Below are 17,004 nucleotides of genomic sequence, written 5' to 3'. Positions count from 1 at the left end.
TCCTTCGCGGGTCGACGGGCGATTCAGGAGGACAGGCCGGCGGCGATCAGCAGGCGTCGCCAGTTGTCGGCGTACTCGCCTGCGTGCCGGCCCTTGCGCAGCCGCTGCTCGGGGGCGGCGGGACCGAGGACGACGGCCGTCAGCTCCGGGTAGCGGGGGCCGAGCACGTGTTCGTCGAAGAACGTGGCGACGTCGGGGGCGATGACGGTGAACTCGACGTCCTCGTCGGGATGCTCGTACTGGTAGACGTAGGCGCTGGACTCCATGTAGTACACGTCCAGGTCCTCCCGGTCGAGGTAGATCGGGTCACCGCCGCGGATCTCGGCGCGGAGGCCGGCGGGGACGCTGTCCATCTCGTACCCGACGACCATCGGGGTGCCCATCGGGTCGTTCGGGTCGACCTCGTGCTCCGCCCAGGCCTGCGGGGTGAGGATCTCCTTCGGCGCGTGGAACCGGAAGTTGTCGCCCTCCAGGCGCTGGAACAGGCCGTAGACCTCGGCGACGCCGGGCAGGTCGGCGATCGGCTCCAGCGGCGCCGGCCCGTCGATGCGGACACCGAAGCCGTGCTCGGACTCGACCCGGGTGAGCAGCTCCAGCTTCTCGGCGATCCGGGCGAGGACGGCCGGGTCCGGCCGGGTCATGGCAGGACCTTCACGATGATCGGGGTGCCCTCGGGGACGTCGCGCAACGCCACGGAGATATCGCTGCCGATCTGGCGGTTGGTCCAGGCATCCATCAGCCTGAGGTTAGCGTATTCGTCCTTTCCGTCGAGTTGCAGCTCGTGGACGTGGTCCGGGTCGAGTCCCTGGCCCCGCGCGGTGATCGGCCCCCGGCCGTCGTAGAGGCGGTCGACGAGGTTCTTGTTGGCCAGGTACTGGTTGGTCGTCCGGTCACCGTGCTGCTGGGTCAGCTGCTCGTTCTTCGTCAGCCGGCGGATCACCCGGTCCCGGAAGACGTTGGTGCGGGTCCGGGTGCCCGGCCTGGTCCCCCGGCCGCCCCGGTGGTAGACGCTGTTGGCCGTCCGGTCCGACTTCGCCTTGCTCAGCCGCCCCTCCTGGCCGAGCCGGACCAGGTCCTTGGCCTTGCGGTCGAAGTCCCGCTTGTCGAAATCCGGCCGGTTGCGCAGCACCAGCACCGCCGGGCCGCTCGGCGTGGTCCCGGCCGTCTTGGCGGTGCGGAACACGTCGGCGTTCTCCAGGTACGCCGAGACGATCCGGGCGCCCTTCGCCTGGGCCTGCCGGGGCGGGCTGGTCCGCTTCTTAGCCATTGAGCACCGTGTCCACCGCCATCCCGATCAGCTGGTCGACGATCAGCCCGGTGATCATCTTGAAGATCGGGATCTCCAGCAGGGACGCGCCGAAGGTGACCGCCGCCGTGGCGATCGCCTGCGCGATCTGGATGGCCAGCAGGATCAGCTGCACGATCACCTGGATCTTCAGTGCCAGCACCACGCCCGCCGCGGCCATCAGCCCGATGGCGATGACGTTCGTCGGATTGGTGGCGTCGGCGATGTTGCGGGCGGCCGACTCCTTGTCGTTCCACTCGCTGGCGAAGGCGGTGAAACTCTCGCCCCGGTTGGTCTCCAGCACCGTCCGCGCCGCCGACTCCAGCCGGGCGACCGAGCCGTTGATCCGGTCGGCCATGCCGGTCCACTCGCCCGCGAGCTGGAACAGCGCGGTCTCGTCGGACTCCGGCCAGTCGTACCCGATCATGGAGAGCAGGGACGCGAGCTCGCCCGGAAGCGTCAGGCCCACGGCGACTCCTTTCGTGCGTGCGGGGGCTCAGCCGCCCAGCGAGCCGAGGATCGAGCGGAACGAGGCGGTGACGCCCTCCTCGACGGCCCGGTAGCTCTCGGCCATCGCGTGCAGGCCGTCGACGTAGCTCTCCAGCTCGGCGACGTTGGTGCTGACACACTCGGTCAGCGCGTCCACACAGGCCTGGTGGGCGACGCCGACCAGCATCCCGATCTCGTCGCCGCCGAAGGCCTGCGCGTAGCCGCCCACCGCCGCCTGGAACGCCTCGAAGGCCTGCCGGACGTCCTCCTTGGCCTGGGCCAGCTCGTCCGCGCCGCGGCGGATGGCGTCGATGTCGACGTCGAGGTTCTCCATCGTCAGCTCCGCTGCTGGAGCTTGCGCATGGTGTCGCTGATGGCCTGGCTGATCTCGCGCATCTGCCGCAGGCCCTGGTCCTGGAGGCGTTCGACGGTGGCGGTCATCGCGGTGAGGTCGGGCATCGGCTCGGACGCGGCCGGGTCGTCCTGCCCGTCGAGCGCCGCGTTCACCGCCCGGCGCAGCTCCTCGGCGAGGTGCTCCGCCCCCTCGCGCAGCACCCGGGGGTCGAGGTCGACGGCGCTGACCCGCCCGTCGGTGCCGAGGATGACCCGGATCCGCCCGTCGGCGGCCTCGCCCACCGACTCGACCCGCTCCCGCGGCGTGACGCCGCGGCTCACCTCGCGCAGCGCGGCGCGCGCCTGCGCCAGCTGCTCTTCCAGGGCGCTCTCGCCCAGCATGCCGCCTCCCCAGACCAGCCGTGCCGAACCGGCCTCAGACTAGCGGCCCCGCGCACCCCTCCGGGTGCAGCGTCCACCACAGACAGTCAGCCGCGCAGGTGCCCGTCCCCGGTGACCACGTACTTCGTCGAGGTCAGCTCGGGCAGACCCATCGGGCCGCGGGCGTGCAGCTTCTGCGTGGAGATGCCGATCTCGGCGCCGAAGCCGAACTCGCCGCCGTCGGTGAACCGGGTCGACGCGTTCACCATCACCGCCGCCGCGTCCACCCGGGCCACGAACTCCCGGGCCGCCGCGGCGGAGTCGGTCAGGATCGCCTCGGTGTGCCCGGTGCCGTAGCGGCGGATGTGCGCGACCGCCGCGTCGAGCGAGTCGACCACGGCGACCGAGATGTCCGCCGAGAGGTACTCGGTGGCGAAGTCCTCGTCGGTGGCGGGCACCACCGCGTCGGAGAACGCCGCCACCCGGGCGTCGCCGTGCACGGTCACCCCGGCCTCGGCGAAGGCGGCCAGCGCCGGCGGCAGGAACGCGTCCGCGACGGCCGCGTGCACCAGCAGCGACTCGGCGGTGTTGCAGGTGGAGAGCCGCTGGGTCTTCGCGTTGAGGGTGACCGCCACCGCCTTCGCCACGTCCGCCGCGGCGTCGACGTAGACGTGGCAGTTGCCCACCCCGGTCTCGATCACCGGCACCGTCGACTCCTCGACCACGGTCCGGATCAGCGACGCGCCGCCGCGCGGGATCAGCACGTCGACCAGGCCGCGCGCCCGCATCAGCTCCTTGACCGAGTCGCGCGAGGTGGCGTCGAGCAGCTGCACCGCGTCCGCCGGCAGGCCGGCGCCGGCCACCGCGTCGCGCAGCACGGCGACCAGCGCGGCGTTGGAGTGCGCCGCCGACGAGGAGCCGCGCAGCAGCGCGGCGTTGCCGGACTTCAGGCAGATGCCGGCGGCGTCCACAGTCACGTTCGGCCGGGCCTCGTAGATGATGCCGACCACCCCGAACGGCACTCGGATCTGCCGCAGCTCCAGCCCGTTGGGCAGGGTCGAGCCGCGGACCACCTCGCCCACCGGGTCGGGCAGCGCGGCCATCTGGCGCAGCGCGTCGGCGATGCCGGCCACCCGGCCCGCGTCGAGCGCGAGCCGGTCCAGCACGGCCGCGCTCAGCCCGGCCGCGCGCCCGGCCGCCAGGTCCGCCTCGTTCGCGGTCAGGATCTCGGGGGTACGCGCCACCAGCGCGTCGGCCATCGCGTGCAGCGCGGCGTCCTTGGCGGTACGGGTGGCGACCGCCAGCTCGCCCGCCGCGTCCCGGGCCCGGCGGGCCTGCTCGCTGACGCTCATGCCGGCACCCTGATCCGCTCGCTGACGCTCGCTCATCGGCAACTCCTCACAGCAGCACGAGGTCGTCGCGGTGGACGACCTCCCGTTCGTACGCCGGGCCGAGCGCCGCGGCGAGTTCTCCGGTGGAGCGGCCGAGCAGCCCCGGCAGCTCCACCGCGTCGTAGTTGACCAGCCCCCGGGCCACCGGCGCGCCGTCGGTGTCGACCAGGTCGACCGGGTCCCCGGCGGTGAACGCGCCGTCGACGGCGGTGATCCCGGCCGGCAGCAGCGACTTGCGCCGTCCCACCACCGCCTGCACCGCGCCGGGGTCGAGGTGCAGCCGGCCCCGGGGCGCGGTGGCGTGCGCGAGCCAGAACAGCCGGGCCGTCGGCCGCCGCCGGCTCGGGTGGAAGAACGTGCCGACCGGCTCGCCGGCCAACGCCTCGCCGGCCAGCGGCGCGGCGGTCAGCACCACCGGGATGCCGAAGCCGGTGGCGATCCGGGCGGCCTCGACCTTGGTGACCATGCCGCCGGTGCCCACGCCGGAGCGGCCCGCGCCGCCGATGTCGATGCCGGCCAGGTCGGCCTCGCCGTGCACCTCGGTGATCCGGGTGCTGCCCGGCTCGGCCGGATCCCCGGTCCAGAGCGCGTCCACGTCGGAGAGGAGCACCAGCAGGTCGGCGTCGACCAGGGCGGCGACCAGCGCGGCCAGCCGGTCGTTGTCGCCGAAGCGGATCTCCTCGGTGGCGACCGTGTCGTTCTCGTTGACGATCGGCACCGCGCGCAGGTCGAGCAGCTTCCGCAGGGTCCGGTACGCGTTGCGGTAGTGCGCCCGCCGGGTCACGTCGTCGACGGTGAGCAGCACCTGCCCGACGGTGAGCCGGTGCCGGGCGAAGCCGGCCGCGTACCGGCCGATGAGCAGGCCCTGCCCGACGCTCGCCGCGGCCTGCTGGGTGGCCAGGTCGCGCGGACGCCGGGGCAGCCGGAGCGGGGCCAGGCCGGCGGCGATCGCGCCGGAGGAGACCAGCACCACCTCCCGGCCGTCGGCGGCGAGCGCGCCGAGGGTGTCCACCAGGGCGTCGACCCGGGCGTCGTCCAGCCCACCGCCGCCGGTGGTCAGCGAGGACGACCCGATCTTGACGACGATCCGCCGGGCCTGGGTGACTGCTTCGCGCACCCGCCCATTCTGCGTGGTCGGTCCCGCGCGACCCGGCAGGCTTCCCATATCCTGGCCGGTCGTGACGCCTGAGGAGTACGTCGAGTCGGTGCTCGCGCTGGTCGAGCGGATCCCGCCGGGCCGGGTGATGTCGTACGGGGCGGTGGCCGACGCCCTGTCCGAGCGCTCGGGACGGGCCTCGGCCCGGCTGGTCGGCTCGATCATGGCCCGGCACGGCGGCGGGGTGCCCTGGCACCGGGTGGTGACCTCCGCAGGCCGGCTGCCGCCCGGGCACGAGGTCGAGGCGCGGGCCCGGCTGCGGGCCGAGGGCTGCCCGTTGCGCTCCGCCGGGGTGGACATGTCGGCGGCGAGCTGGTGGCCGGAGGAGGGGATGTGACCCGGGCCATAACGTGAGTAACATTCGGCCCCATGGACGCGCCGCCGGCGGAAGCCGACCCCTCGGTCGCCGGCCCGGTCGGGGCGCGGCGCTCCGACCCGCTGCCCCGCCGGGTGCACGCCGGCTACGCGCTCGGCTCGCTGGCCACCGGCGCGTTCGGCACCGTGCCGGGGCTGTTGCTGCTGCCGTACCTCACCGACACGCTGGGCGTGGCCGCCGGGGTGGCCGCCCTGCTGGTGCTGCTGCCCAAGGCGTGGGACGTGCTGGTGAACCCGGTCGCCGGGCGGCTCTCCGACCGCACCCGCTCCCGCTGGGGACCGCGCCGGCCCTGGCTGCTCGGCGCCGGGCTGGCCCTGGCGGTGCTCTTCGCCGCCATCTTCGCCGCGCCCTTCGGCGCCGGCCCGGCCGCCGGGGCGTACGTGGCGCTCGCCTTCCTCGCCACCGCCACCGCGTTCGCCTTCTTCCAGGTGCCGTACGTGGCGATGCCGGCCGAGCTGACCGCCGACGGCGCGGAGCGTACCCGGCTGATGACCTGGCGGATCGCCGTGCTGGCGCTGGCCATCCTGGTCTCCGGCGCGGTGGCCCCGATGGTGGTGACCGCGACCGGCGACGGCCTCGCCGGGCACCGGTGGATGGGGCTCTTCGTCGCCGCGCTGATCGCCCTCGGCGCGGTCGGCGCGTTCCTCGGCACCCGCGCGGCCGCGACCGGCACGGTGACCGCGACCGAGCCCACGCTGCGCGCCCAGCTCGCGGTGGCCGCCGGCAACCGGCCGTTCCGGGCACTGCTGCTCTGCTTCGTGATCCAGTCGGCCGGGGTGGCGACCATCCTGGCCGGGGTCAGCTACTTCGCCGACCAGATCCTGCGCGACCCGGAGAACGGCCCGACCCTCCTCTTCGCCTGCTTCGTCGGGCCGGCGCTGCTGGTGATGCCGCTGTGGTCCCGGCTCGGCGCCCGGCTCGGCAAACGCACCGCCCTGGTCGTCGCCTCGCTGCTGCTCGCCGCCGGGGCGCTGGCCCTGGTCGCCGCGCCCGCCCTGCCCGCCACCGCCGTCTACGCGGTGGTCGCGCTGCTCGGCGTCGGGTACGCCGGCCAGCAGGTCTTCGCCCTGGCCCTGCTGCCGGACTGCGTCGCTGACGAGACCGCGCGGACCGGCCGACGCCAAGCGGGCGTCTTCACCGGCCTGTGGACGGCGGGGGAGACCTTCGGGCTGGCGCTGGGCCCCGGCCTCTACGGCCTGGTGCTCCAGGTCTCCGGCTACGTCTCCTCCGACACCGGCACCGCGGCGGCCCAGTCCGACCAGGCCCGGCTCGGCGTGCTGCTCGGCTTCACCGTGCTGCCCGCCCTGCTGGTCGGGCTCGCCGTACTGCTGCTGCGCGGCTGGACCCTGCACCCCGACGGAAAGGGCGACTGATGATCGACGAGGACGGCACCTCCGCCGAGCGGGTGCTGGCGGAGATCCGCGAGCTGCGCGCGCTCGACCGGCCGACGCACGGCGGGCGGCTGTTCGCCTACGTCTACGACCCCGCCGTACCCGGCCTGGACGAGCTGGCCGCCGCCGCGCACGCCGCCAGCGCGCACGTCAACGGGCTCGACCCGACCGCCTTCCCGTCCCTGCTGGCGATGGAGAACGCGCTGGTCGGGGCGGCCGCCCGGCTGCTCGGCGGAGGCCCCGGCACGACCGCGGCCGAGGTGGTCGGCAGCGTCACCAGCGGCGGCACCGAGTCGCTGATCCTCGCCGTCAAGGCGGCCCGGGACGCCCGCCCCGAGCTGACCGCCCCCCGGATCGTGGTGCCGGCCAGCGGGCACGCCGCCTTCGCCAAGGCCGCCCACCTGCTCGGGGTCACCCTCGATTCGGTGCCGGTCGACCCGAAGACGCTGCGCCCGGCGGTGGCCGACGTGGCCGCCGCGATCCGCCCGGAGACCGTGCTGGTGGCCTGCTCCGCCCCCTCGTACGCGCACGGCGTCATCGACCCGGTCGCGGAGATCGCCGCGGTGGCCGCGGCGGCCGGGGTGCGCTGCCACGTGGACGCCTGCTTCGGCGGCTGGACGCTGCCCTACCTGCGCCGGCTCGGCGTGCCGGTGCCACCGTTCGACTTCTCCGTCGACGGGGTCACCTCGATCTCGGTGGACCTGCACAAGTACGCGTACGCCCCGAAGGGCGTCTCGCTGCTGCTGCACCGCGACCCGGCGCTGCGCGCCCCGCAGTACTTCGCCTATGCCGACTGGCCCGGGTACACGATGGTCAACCCGGTGCTCGCCTCGACCCGCTCGGGCGGGCCGATCGCCGCCGCGTACGCCACCCTGCGACACCTCGGCGACGCCGGCTACCTGCGGCTGGCCGCCGCCACCCGGGACGCGGTGACCGCGCTGGCCGACGCGGTCCGCGACGTCGACGGGCTGCGGCTGATGGCCGAGCCGGAGTCGACCGTGGTCTGCTTCACCGCCGCCGACCCCGAGCTGGACCTCTTCGTGCTGGTCGACGAGCTGACCGCCCGGGGCTGGCACACCCAGCCGCAGCTGCGGTACGCGGACCTGCCGGCGAGCGTGCACCTGACCGTGACCGCCTCGGTCGCGCCCCGGGTCGCCGAGTTCGGCCCCGACCTGGCCGCCGCGGTGGCCGCGACCCGGGCGGCCGGGCCGGTCCGGCTCCCCGCCGAACTGCAGGCGCTGGCGACCTCGCTGACCCCGCAAGCGCTCACCCCGGAGCTGGTCGCCGGCCTGGCCGCCGGGCTCGGCCTCGACGGCGGCCGGGGCGTGCCGGAGCGGATGGCCGTGGTGAACAGCTTGCTGGACGCCGCCCCGCCGACGCTGCGCGAGCGGCTGCTGGTCGAGTTCGTCAGCCTGCTGCAACGCCCGGCGTACTGACCCCGGGCGGCCCCGGGGCGACCGCCCGACGCTGTGGTTGACTGTCGGGTGGGAGACAGGAAGGGGGCGGCCGTGCAGCTGCCGGGAGTGCTCGGCGAGCCGATCCGGTTCGTGCTGAACTGGGGCCGCCGCTACTCGCTCTGGGTCTTCAACTTCGGCCTGGCCTGCTGCGCGATCGAGTTCATCGCCACCAGCATGGGTCGGCACGACTTCATCCGGCTGGGCGTGATCCCGTTCGCCCACGGCCCCCGGCAGGCTGACCTGATGGTGGTCTCCGGCACGGTCACCGACAAGATGGCCCCGGCGATCAAGCGCCTCTACGACCAGATGCCCGAGCCGAAGTACGTCATCTCCTTCGGTGCCTGCTCCAACTGCGGCGGCCCGTACTGGGACTCGTACTCGGTGACCAAGGGCGTCGACCAGCTCATCCCGGTCGACGTCTACGTGCCCGGCTGCCCGCCGCGGCCGGAGGCGCTGCTGCACGGCATCCTCATGCTCCAGGAGAAGATCGCCGCCGAGCAGTCCGGGATCGGCGGGGTGTCCCGTCCCGACGCGCTCGCCTCGCCGGCGGACGCCGCGCCTCGTGCCGACTCCCCGCGCCGTTCGGTCGGCTCGCTCACCTCCCCGCCGGTCCGTCCGCCGGCCTCCTGAGCCGGCACCCGGCTCGACCGGTGGCGTGCTGAGCCGCCCCCGGGCCGACCGGCCGCGTCTCTGGACCGACTGGATGATCTTCAATGTCGTCCGGCGTCGCTATGTTGCTGGCATGAGATCCATGCGGGCCACGGGGGCCGCCCTACTGGCGGCGCTCGCCATAGTTCCTCTCACCGCTGCTCCGGCAGCCGCCGACACCGTCGGCTACACCGGCGTCGTGCGCGATTCCGACGGCGCGCCCGTCGCGAACGCCTGCTTCGCCCTGCACACCTCGCCCACCGCCGTCGCGGCCGAGTACTGCTCGAACGCCGAGGGCCGGTACACCATCCCCAGCCCGGCGGACACGTCGAGCTACAAGGTCCGGATGCACGCCCAGGGCTTCCGCACCGAGTGGTGGTACCACGCCCCCGACCACCTGAACGCCGACGCCGTCTGGTTTCCCCGCAACGAACTCGTCGAGCACGACGTGACCCTCGGCCGCGGGTCGGCCGGCATCAGCGGCACGATCACCGACGAGTACGGCGCGGCGACCGACGCCACCATCACGGTCTACGGCGAGGACTTCCACTACGAGGCCATCGCGTACACCTGGGACCTGGGCGCCGGGCGCTACGCCCTGAACAACCTGCCGCCCGGCCGCTACCGCATCTCCATCTCCGACAACGTGCGCGGCTACCAGTGGGTGCCGCGGCAGGAGACCCGGGACCAGGGCACCCTCTTCACCCTCGCCGACGGCGACGCCCTCGTGGTGAACGAGAGCTTCCTGCCGATGGGCACGGTCGAGGCGCGGGTGACCGACGCGGTGACCGGCATGCCGGTGCGCCGGCCCTGCCTCCACGTCCTCAACACCGGCGGCAACGACGCGCAGGCCTGCGGCACCAACGGGCTGGTCCGGATCCCCGATGTCCGACCGGGCAGCTGGCAGCTCTCCGTCAGCGCCGGCCCGTCGTACTTCGCCGTCGAGGAGACCCCGGACTACTACCCGATCACCCGGGGGCAGGTCACCCGGGTCGCGTTCCAGCTCAATCCCGCCGGCGCGATCGCGACGACCGTGCTGGACTCGGCCACCGGCGAGCCGGCCACCGACATCTGCGTCCGAGTGGTGCGTCCGAAGGGCGGCGGCCAGTCCGCCCGGATGGGCAGCTACTGCGCCTGGGACGACGGGGTGCTGGAGATGGGCCCGTTCAGCGAGGCGGGCACCTACCAGCTCTACGCGTACCAGGCAACCAACCCGTACGAGCCGCCGGCCAAGCGCTACGGCGACCAGTGGGTCACCGCGAACGGGGGCAGCGGTGACCAGCGGGAGGCGCTGCTGGTGACGGTGAAGCCCCAGCAGACCGTCACCATCCCGACGATCCGGATGGACCCGCCCGGCACCATCACCGGCACGGTCCGCAACCCCTCCGGCGCGGTGGTCCCGGGGGTCTGCGCCTACCCGTTCGCCTTCCACCCCAGCCAGGGCTCGATCTTCGGCGCGCACTGCACCAACTCCGAGGGCCGCTACACCATCGACGACCTCGGTCCGTACCGCTGGCCGGTCGAGTTCACGCCGAACGCCAACACCGGGTACGCCTGGCAGTGGTCCGGCGACGTCGCCGACCGGTTCGCGGCCACCCTGACCAAGGTGAACCCGGGCACCAGCGCCACCGTGGACGCCAAGCTGGTCGCCGGCGGCGTGCTCGCCGGCAAGGTCACCGACGGGGCCGGCGTCGTGGACGGCGGCTACGTCTGGACGTACAACGCGCGGACGCTGGACATCGCCAGCCCGTCGTTCACCAACATCGCCCGCGACGGCACCTTCAGCCTGCGCGGGCACCGCACCCAGGACGTGTACGTCGAGTACTGGGTCGACAAGCAGTGCTGGTACGGCGTCCGGTCCGCGGCCACCGTGGCGATGAAGGCCGGCGCCACCACCACCATCGCCGCGGACAAGACCCGCACCTGCGCTCGCGCCCCGGTGACCGGCGCGCAGACCCGCACCACCGCCCCGAGCTGACCTGACCGTCCGTCGCGCCGGCGGGCCGGTCCGGTGGGTGCCCACCCGCCGGACCGGCCCGGCCGGCCGGTCCACTCGAACGACGCCCCGATTGGCGGCCGGCAGCTAGCCTGCGGTCCATGACCCCGTCCGCGGAGCAGCGTTCCGCCTTCATCGTCGACGTGCTGACCGAGGAGTTCGGCGCCTCGATGGCACTCGACCCGGCGGCCTTCCGTCGCAAGTTCCGCAAGATGGCCGCCTCCCCGTTCGCCTTCTACCGGGGCAGCGCGTCGCTGTTCTACGCCGACCAGCGCGGCGACTTCGCCGACGAGGCGTTCCTCGACGAGCGGACCAGCCGGGTGTGGATCCACGGCGACCTGCACGCGGAGAACTTCGGCACCTACATGAACGGCTCCGGGCAGCTGGTGTTCAACGTCAACGACTTCGACGAGGCGTACGTCGGGCCGTTCTCCTGGGACCTCAAGCGGCTCGCCGCCAGCGTCGCCCTGCTCTGCTACGCGAAGGCCCTCTCCGATCAGGTGATCAGCGACCTGGTCGACCGGTTCGCCCGGTCCTACCTGACCGAGCTGCGGGCCATCGCGGCCGGCGGGGACGACGCGATCGGCTCGATCACCCTGGACAACGCCGACGGCGTGCTGCGCCGGGTGCTCCAGCAGGCCCGGCTCAACACCCGGGTCGACCTGCTCACCACCCAGACCACGATCGACCACTACGAGCGCCGCTTCTCCCTCGGCGACGGGGTGTTCGAGATCGACGCGGCCACCCGGGAGCAGGTCTGCGCGGCCTTCGAGGACTACCTGACCACGCTGCCGCAGGCCACCGCGCGGCTGCGTCCGGTTGCCACCCGGATCAAGGACGTGGTGCTGCGCAAGGGCGTGGGCATCGGCTCGGCCGGCCTGCCGTCGTACAACCTGCTGCTGGAGGGGCACACCCAGGCGCTGGAGAACGACGTGGTCATCTACATGAAGCAGGCGCAGGTGCCCGCGGTGGCCCGGCACATCGAGGACGAGCGGGTCCGCGGGTACTTCCGGCACCAGGGCCACCGTACGGCCGAGTCGCAGCGGGCGCTGCAGGCGCACGCCGACCCGTGGCTGGGCTTCACCGAGCTGGACGGGATCGGCCAGCTCGTCGCCGAGGTCTCCCCGTACGCCGCCGACCTGGACTGGGCGGACGTGAACGAGCCGGACGAGCTGGCCGGGGTCCTCGGCGACCTGGGTCGGGCGGTGGCCCGGATGCACTCGGTCGCCGACGACGAGTCCAGCCACGACCTGGTGGACTACTCCACCGAGGAGTCGATCGTGGCGGCGGTCGACGCCGACGAGGCGGGTTTCGTGACCCATCTGGTCGACTTCGCGCACGCGTACGGCGTCCGGACCCGGGAGGACCACCAGCTCTTCGTGGACCTGTTCCGCAACGGCCGCCTCCCGGGCATCTGACCGCCACGGGCCGTCGGCTCAGGCGGTGAAGTCCAGCACCGTCTTGATGTCCCCGCCGGCGTGGGTGTACGCCTCGGTGTACGCCGACACCGGCAGCCGGCGGGTGATCAGCGAGCTCAGCCAGGACTGGTCGGCCCGGGCGAGCGCCTCGGCGGCCAGGTCCCAGTGCCGCCGGTTGGCGTTGACCGAACCGAAGACGACGTTGTTCTCCAGCACCAGTTCCCGGTTGAGCGCGCCGGCGTCGAAGTCGATGGTCCGGCCGCCGCTGGAGACGCCGGTCAGGCAGACCACGCCGATCGGCCCGACCTTGCACATCGCGTCCAGCACCACCGGCGGCGCGCCGGTGCACTCGACCACCACGTCCGGCACCAGGTCCAGCTCGGCCACCGGCTCCGTGTGGTACGTCGCGCCGAGCGCCCGGACCAGCTCCGGCTTCGGGCCGGTCTTGTTCCGGTCGAGCACGTGCACCGACAGCCCACGTTGCATGGCCAGCAGCGCGGCCAGCAGGCCGATCGGCCCGGCACCGGTGATCAGTGCGGTCTGCGGCTTCCACTCGGCGCGGGCGCCGATCCGCTCGATGTGGTCCCAGGCCTTCGCCACCACGCTGGTCGGCTCCAGCAGCATGCCGACCGGCGCGAGGGACGGGTCCAGGCCGACGGCGAACTTCGGTTGGATCCGCCACCGGTCCCGGGCGAAGCCGGGCAGGCCCTTGATCCCGTGTTCGGTGTAGCGCCCGTTGCGGCACATGTCCCACTCGTCGACCGCACAGTTCGGGCAGGGCACCGGGTCGGGGCGCCGGACCACGCCCGCCACCAGGTCGCCCGGTTGCAGGGTGCCGGTCGGGTCCTCCAGCACCCGGCCCAGCGCCTCGTGCCCGAGCACCAGCCGCTCCTGCCCGGGCGGCGCCTCCCCGTACTCGCCCGCGACGATCTCCAGGTCGGTGCCGCAGATGCCGAGCGCCATCGCCTCGACCAGGATCGCGCCCTCCTCGGGCGACGGCTCGGGCCAGTCGTCCACCAGTTGCAGCGAGTCGGGCACCCCGGGAGTCACAATGACAGCGCGCACGGTGACCATCTTTCCCCCTCCGGCGACCACCCGCCGGGCAAAGCGGCCAGATGCCCGCGCCGGGCGGCCCGACACGGCCGCGGGCCGGCGGCCCTAGGATCAGCGGCATGACTCCGGAAGAGGTCGGCCAGCGGGTGGTCGCGCTGCTCGCGCCGGTCGAGGCCACCGCGTCGGTCTCCGGCGGCCAGTCCCACGCCCGGGCCACCGTCGACGTACCCGTCGCGGGCTGGGTCGACGCGTTGCGCGCGGCGCGCGACGACGCCGAGCTGGCCTGCGACTTCTTCGACTGGCTCTCCGCCGTGGACGAGCTGGCCGCCGGGTTCGACGTGGTGGTGCACCTCTGGTCGACCACCCGCCGGCACGGGGTGCTGCTGCGCACCCGGGTGCCCCGCGACTCGCCGACCGTGCCCTCGGTGGTCGACCTCTGGCCCGGCGCGGCCTGGCACGAGCGGGAGACCCACGAGATGTTCGGCATCGACTTCGCCGGTCACCCCGGGCTGGCCCCGCTGCTGCTGCCCCCGGAGTTCGAGGGACACCCGCTGCGCAAGGAGTTCGTGCTCGCCTCCCGGGTCGCCAAACCCTGGCCGGGCGCGAAGGAGCCGGGCGAGTCGGAGGCCGGTGGCGGTCGCCGCCCCATCCGGCCGCCGGGCGTACCCGCGCCGGGGGAGTGGGGCACCACGCCGACGCCCGCCGGGGCGGCCGGCGTGGGCGAGGGGCCGCGCGGCGGCACCCCGGCCCGCCCGGCCCGGGAGCGGCCCGCCCGGCCGGCTCCGGGCGCCCGTCCGGCGCGTACCCCGAGGACCGCGGCGCCCGGCGACGGCCCGGCACCGGCCGCGGAGCCCGCCACCGGCGACGGCCCGGCGCCGCGCGACGAGGAAGGGACGGCCTGATGCCGACCTGGTTGGAGCTGGTGATCCGGGTCGGCGGCGTGCTGGTCGCGTTCCTCACCCTGCCGCTGCTGGTCGGCCAGGCCGAGCACAAGGTGATGGCGCACATGCAGGGCCGGCTCGGCCCGATGTACGCCGGTGGCTTCCACGGCTGGGCGCAGCTGGTCGCCGACGGGGTGAAGTTCGTGCAGAAGGAGGACGTCACCCCCCGCGAGGCGGACCGGGCGGTGTTCCGGCTCGCGCCGGTGGTGGCCCTGGTGCCCTACCTGCTGGTCCTGCTGGTCATCCCGCTGGGCCCGGACGACCTGGTCGGGCAGCCGCTGGACATCGGCCTCTTCTTCGTCCTCGCCGTGGTCGGCGTCGGCGTGGTCGCGGTGCTGATGTCGGCCTGGGCCTCGGCCAACAAGTACAGCCTGCTCGGCGGCCTGCGCGGGGCGGCGCAGCTGCTCGGCTACGAGCTGCCGCTGGTGCTCGCCGCCGCCTCGGTGGCGATGGCGGCGGGCACGCTGAGCCTCTCCGGCATCGTCGAGGCGTGGCAGCCCTGGTGGCTGCTCTGGCAGGCCCCCGCGATGTTCGTCTTCTTCGTCGCCGGGCTGGCCGAGATCCGGCGCCCCCCGTTCGACATGCCGATCGCCGATTCCGAGCTGGTCTTCGGCTACATGACCGAGTACACCGGCCTGCGCTTCGCCTTCTTCCTGCTCGCCGAGTACGTCGGCATCGTGGTGATCGCCGCGCTGACCACCGTGCTCTTCCTCGGCGGCTGGCAGGGCCCGTTCGCCGACGGTCAGCTCGGCTGGCTCTGGACGCTGCTGAAGGTCTTCGCGGTCTCCTTCGTGATCATCTGGCTGCGGGTGTCGTACCCGCGGCTGCGCGAGGACCAGCTGCAACGCCTCTGCTGGCTGGTGCTGGTGCCGCTCTCCCTGGCCCAGCTGGTCCTCACCGCCGCCGTCCGCCTCGCCCTCTGACCGGCCGCCCCGGCCTCAGCGCAGCGGGGTGTGGGCGGGGTCGACCCGCTCGTCGGCCGGCGGGGGCGGCGGGGGAGTGCCGTCGCCGAAGGGCCGCCCGCCGAGCTCCTCCCGGCCGTGCGGGGTCAGCCAGTTGGACAGGTCGGGGCCGAGCGGCACCACGCCGGTCGGGTTGATGTCCCGGTGCACCTCGTAGTAGTGCCGCTTGATGTGGTCGAAGTCGACCGTGTCGCCGAAGCCCGGGGTCTGGAACAGGTCCCGCGCGTACGCCCAGAGCACCGGCATCTCGGTCAGCTTGCTGCGGTTGCACTTGAAGTGGCCGTGGTAGACCGGGTCGAAGCGGGTCAGGGTGGTGAAGAGCCGGATGTCCGCCTCGGTGATGGTGTCGCCGACCAGGTAGCGCTGCCCCGCCAACCGCTCGGTCAACCAGTCCAGCCGGTCGAAGAGCTGGTGGTACGCCTTCTCGTACGCCTCCTGACTGCCGGCGAAGCCGCACCGGTAGACGCCGTTGTTGACGTCCCGGAACAGCACCGCGCTCATCTCGTCGATCTCGTCGCGCAGCCGCTCCGGGTAGAGCTGCGGCGCGCCCTCGCGGTGGTAGGCCGTCCACTCGGTGGACAGGTCCAGGCTCATCTGCCCGAAGTTGTTGGTGACCACCTGCCCGGTCGGCACGTCGACGATCGCCGGCACGGTGATGCCCCGCTCGTAGCCGGGGAACCGGGCGAAGTACGCCTCCTGGAGGCGCTCGATGCCGAGCACCGGGTCACGCCCGCCCGGGTCCAGGTCGAACGTCCAGCTCCGGGCGTCGTGGGTCGGCCCGGCCACCGCCATCGAGATGGCGTCCTCCAGCCCGAGCAGCCGCCGTACGATGATCAGCCGGTTCGCCCAGGGGCAGGCGCGGCTGACCGCCAGCCGGTACCGCCCCGGCTCGACCGGGTAGCCGTCCCGCCCGTCGGCGGTGATCCGGGTGGCGATGTAGCGCTGGTCCCGGGTGAACTCACCGCCCGGCTCGACGTACTTGCCTCCGGTCGTTGCGCCTGTCGTCTCGCCCACGTCGCCCCCTGGAATCCGTCCGTCGTGTCCGTTCCCATCTTTGCCGATCTCCCGCGTCCCGACCCGGTGACCGCCGTTGTCGGGGCCGCACGTGTGGCGTCTGGGTCCCGGCGGCGGGTGGCTAGGCTGCCCGGATGACCGATCTGGAGGCGGTGGCGCGGCGCTTCGTCGCCGACGTGTGGAACGCCGGGCGCGAGGAGTCCGCGTACGAGCTGGTCGGGGCGGAGTGCCCGGGGCTCGGCGGGGCCGGGCCGGAGGCGACCCTGGCCTGGCATCGGGACCGCCGAGCGGCCTTCCCCGACCTCCGCTACAAGATCGTGGACGTGGTCGCCGCCGGTGACCGGGTGGCGGTGCGCTGGCGGGCGGCCGGCACCCAGGCCGGGCAGTTCGGCCCGGTGCCGCCGACCGGGCAGGTGGTCAGCTACACGGGAGCGACCTTCCTGCGCTTCGACGGCCAGGGGCGGATCGTCGACGTGTGGAGCGTCAACGAGCTGTTCCAGCTCCTCCAGCAGCTCGGCGTGGAGATGCTGCCGCCGGCCTGACCTGGATTTCCCTGCGGCTCGGCTCGTCCGGCTCCGTCACCGACGGTCACCTCGCCGGGGACGCGCGGGCGGATGAGCGTGATACCTCAGAGGCATCAAAATGACTCTGAGGTATCACGCTCGTACCGGCATCCGCCTCCGGCACCGGGCCGGCGCGCGGTCCGTCCACGG

General features: G+C 73.5%; 18 protein-coding genes. 9 read left to right on the top strand and 9 right to left on the bottom strand.

What is annotated here, in order from left to right; all coding sequences use genetic code 11:
* Window positions 1-23: 23 nt before the first annotated feature.
* The 7 genes from V6U88_RS02785 to proB form a co-directional block, all read right to left on the bottom strand.
* Complete coding sequence (locus tag V6U88_RS02785; protein WP_334449566.1) at window positions 24-641, bottom strand: hypothetical protein; 618 nt, start codon at window positions 639-641, stop codon at window positions 24-26.
* Complete coding sequence (locus V6U88_RS02780) at window positions 638-1,267, bottom strand: hypothetical protein (RefSeq protein ID WP_334449565.1); 630 nt, start codon at window positions 1,265-1,267, stop codon at window positions 638-640. Before V6U88_RS02780 ends, V6U88_RS02785 begins: the two co-directional genes overlap by 4 nt.
* The gene (locus V6U88_RS02775; protein ID WP_334449564.1) at window positions 1,260-1,754 is read right to left on the bottom strand and encodes a WXG100-like domain-containing protein; all 495 of its coding nucleotides are present in this window, start codon (window positions 1,752-1,754) and stop codon (window positions 1,260-1,262) included. Before V6U88_RS02775 ends, V6U88_RS02780 begins: the two co-directional genes overlap by 8 nt.
* A 27-nt stretch (window positions 1,755-1,781) precedes the next feature.
* Window positions 1,782-2,108 (bottom strand): PE domain-containing protein, encoded by a 327-nt coding sequence (locus V6U88_RS02770; RefSeq protein WP_334449562.1) that lies wholly within the window; start codon window positions 2,106-2,108, stop codon window positions 1,782-1,784.
* Between the two features lie 2 nt (window positions 2,109-2,110).
* A complete protein-coding gene (locus V6U88_RS02765) occupies window positions 2,111-2,509 on the bottom strand; it encodes a YbaB/EbfC family nucleoid-associated protein (RefSeq protein WP_334449560.1) in 399 nt (132 codons plus the stop codon).
* A gap of 86 nt (window positions 2,510-2,595) precedes the next feature.
* Window positions 2,596-3,840, bottom strand: a complete 1,245-nt coding sequence (locus V6U88_RS02760) for a glutamate-5-semialdehyde dehydrogenase (RefSeq protein WP_334449892.1) — start codon at window positions 3,838-3,840, stop codon at window positions 2,596-2,598.
* A 46-nt stretch (window positions 3,841-3,886) separates the two neighbouring features.
* Complete coding sequence (proB, locus tag V6U88_RS02755) at window positions 3,887-5,044, bottom strand: glutamate 5-kinase (protein ID WP_334449558.1); 1,158 nt, start codon at window positions 5,042-5,044, stop codon at window positions 3,887-3,889.
* 13 nt (window positions 5,045-5,057) lie between these two features.
* Here proB and V6U88_RS02750 point away from each other — a divergent pair, with 13 nt between their 5' ends.
* The 6 genes from V6U88_RS02750 (at window position 5,058) to V6U88_RS02725 (ending at window position 12,321) form a co-directional block, all read left to right on the top strand.
* On the top strand, window positions 5,058-5,372 hold the full coding sequence (locus V6U88_RS02750) for an MGMT family protein (protein WP_334449556.1): 315 nt from the start codon (window positions 5,058-5,060) through the stop codon (window positions 5,370-5,372).
* Between the two features lie 32 nt (window positions 5,373-5,404).
* The gene (locus V6U88_RS02745) at window positions 5,405-6,784 is read left to right on the top strand and encodes an MFS transporter (protein WP_334449554.1); all 1,380 of its coding nucleotides are present in this window, start codon (window positions 5,405-5,407) and stop codon (window positions 6,782-6,784) included.
* The gene (locus V6U88_RS02740; protein WP_334449552.1) at window positions 6,784-8,238 is read left to right on the top strand and encodes a pyridoxal phosphate-dependent decarboxylase family protein; all 1,455 of its coding nucleotides are present in this window, start codon (window positions 6,784-6,786) and stop codon (window positions 8,236-8,238) included. The genes V6U88_RS02745 and V6U88_RS02740 overlap by 1 nt, the downstream gene beginning before the upstream one ends.
* Before the next feature lie 72 nt (window positions 8,239-8,310).
* Entirely contained in the window at window positions 8,311-8,889 is a 579-nt protein-coding gene (locus tag V6U88_RS02735) for an NADH-quinone oxidoreductase subunit B (protein ID WP_334449550.1), read from the top strand.
* 112 nt (window positions 8,890-9,001) lie between these two features.
* A complete protein-coding gene (locus V6U88_RS02730; protein WP_334449548.1) occupies window positions 9,002-10,885 on the top strand; it encodes an MSCRAMM family protein in 1,884 nt (627 codons plus the stop codon).
* A gap of 119 nt (window positions 10,886-11,004) precedes the next feature.
* The gene (locus tag V6U88_RS02725) at window positions 11,005-12,321 is read left to right on the top strand and encodes a DUF2252 domain-containing protein (RefSeq protein WP_334449547.1); all 1,317 of its coding nucleotides are present in this window, start codon (window positions 11,005-11,007) and stop codon (window positions 12,319-12,321) included.
* 18 nt (window positions 12,322-12,339) lie between these two features.
* Here V6U88_RS02725 and V6U88_RS02720 read toward each other — a convergent pair whose 3' ends face one another.
* Window positions 12,340-13,386 (bottom strand): glucose 1-dehydrogenase, encoded by a 1,047-nt coding sequence (locus tag V6U88_RS02720; protein WP_334449545.1) that lies wholly within the window; start codon window positions 13,384-13,386, stop codon window positions 12,340-12,342.
* 107 nt (window positions 13,387-13,493) lie between these two features.
* Here V6U88_RS02720 and V6U88_RS02715 point away from each other — a divergent pair, with 107 nt between their 5' ends.
* Both V6U88_RS02715 and nuoH read left to right on the top strand, forming a co-directional pair.
* On the top strand, window positions 13,494-14,276 hold the full coding sequence (locus V6U88_RS02715) for an NADH-quinone oxidoreductase subunit C (protein WP_334449542.1): 783 nt from the start codon (window positions 13,494-13,496) through the stop codon (window positions 14,274-14,276).
* Entirely contained in the window at window positions 14,276-15,238 is a 963-nt protein-coding gene (gene nuoH / locus V6U88_RS02710; RefSeq protein WP_334449541.1) for an NADH-quinone oxidoreductase subunit NuoH, read from the top strand. The genes V6U88_RS02715 and nuoH overlap by 1 nt, the downstream gene beginning before the upstream one ends.
* Window positions 15,239-15,253: 15 nt before the next feature.
* Here nuoH and V6U88_RS02705 read toward each other — a convergent pair whose 3' ends face one another.
* Window positions 15,254-16,291, bottom strand: coding sequence for a glutathione S-transferase family protein (locus V6U88_RS02705; protein ID WP_442934553.1), 1,038 nt, complete (start codon window positions 16,289-16,291; stop codon window positions 15,254-15,256).
* A 134-nt stretch (window positions 16,292-16,425) separates the two neighbouring features.
* Here V6U88_RS02705 and V6U88_RS02700 point away from each other — a divergent pair, with 134 nt between their 5' ends.
* Window positions 16,426-16,833 (top strand): ester cyclase, encoded by a 408-nt coding sequence (locus V6U88_RS02700; RefSeq protein WP_334449540.1) that lies wholly within the window; start codon window positions 16,426-16,428, stop codon window positions 16,831-16,833.
* Window positions 16,834-17,004: the final 171 nt, after the last annotated feature.

This window comes from Micromonospora sp. CPCC 205739 (genome assembly GCF_036906795.1).
GTDB lineage: Bacteria > Actinomycetota > Actinomycetes > Mycobacteriales > Micromonosporaceae > Micromonospora.
Note: the sequence above shows the minus strand (reverse complement) of the source record. Positions and strands in the feature narration are given on the sequence as shown.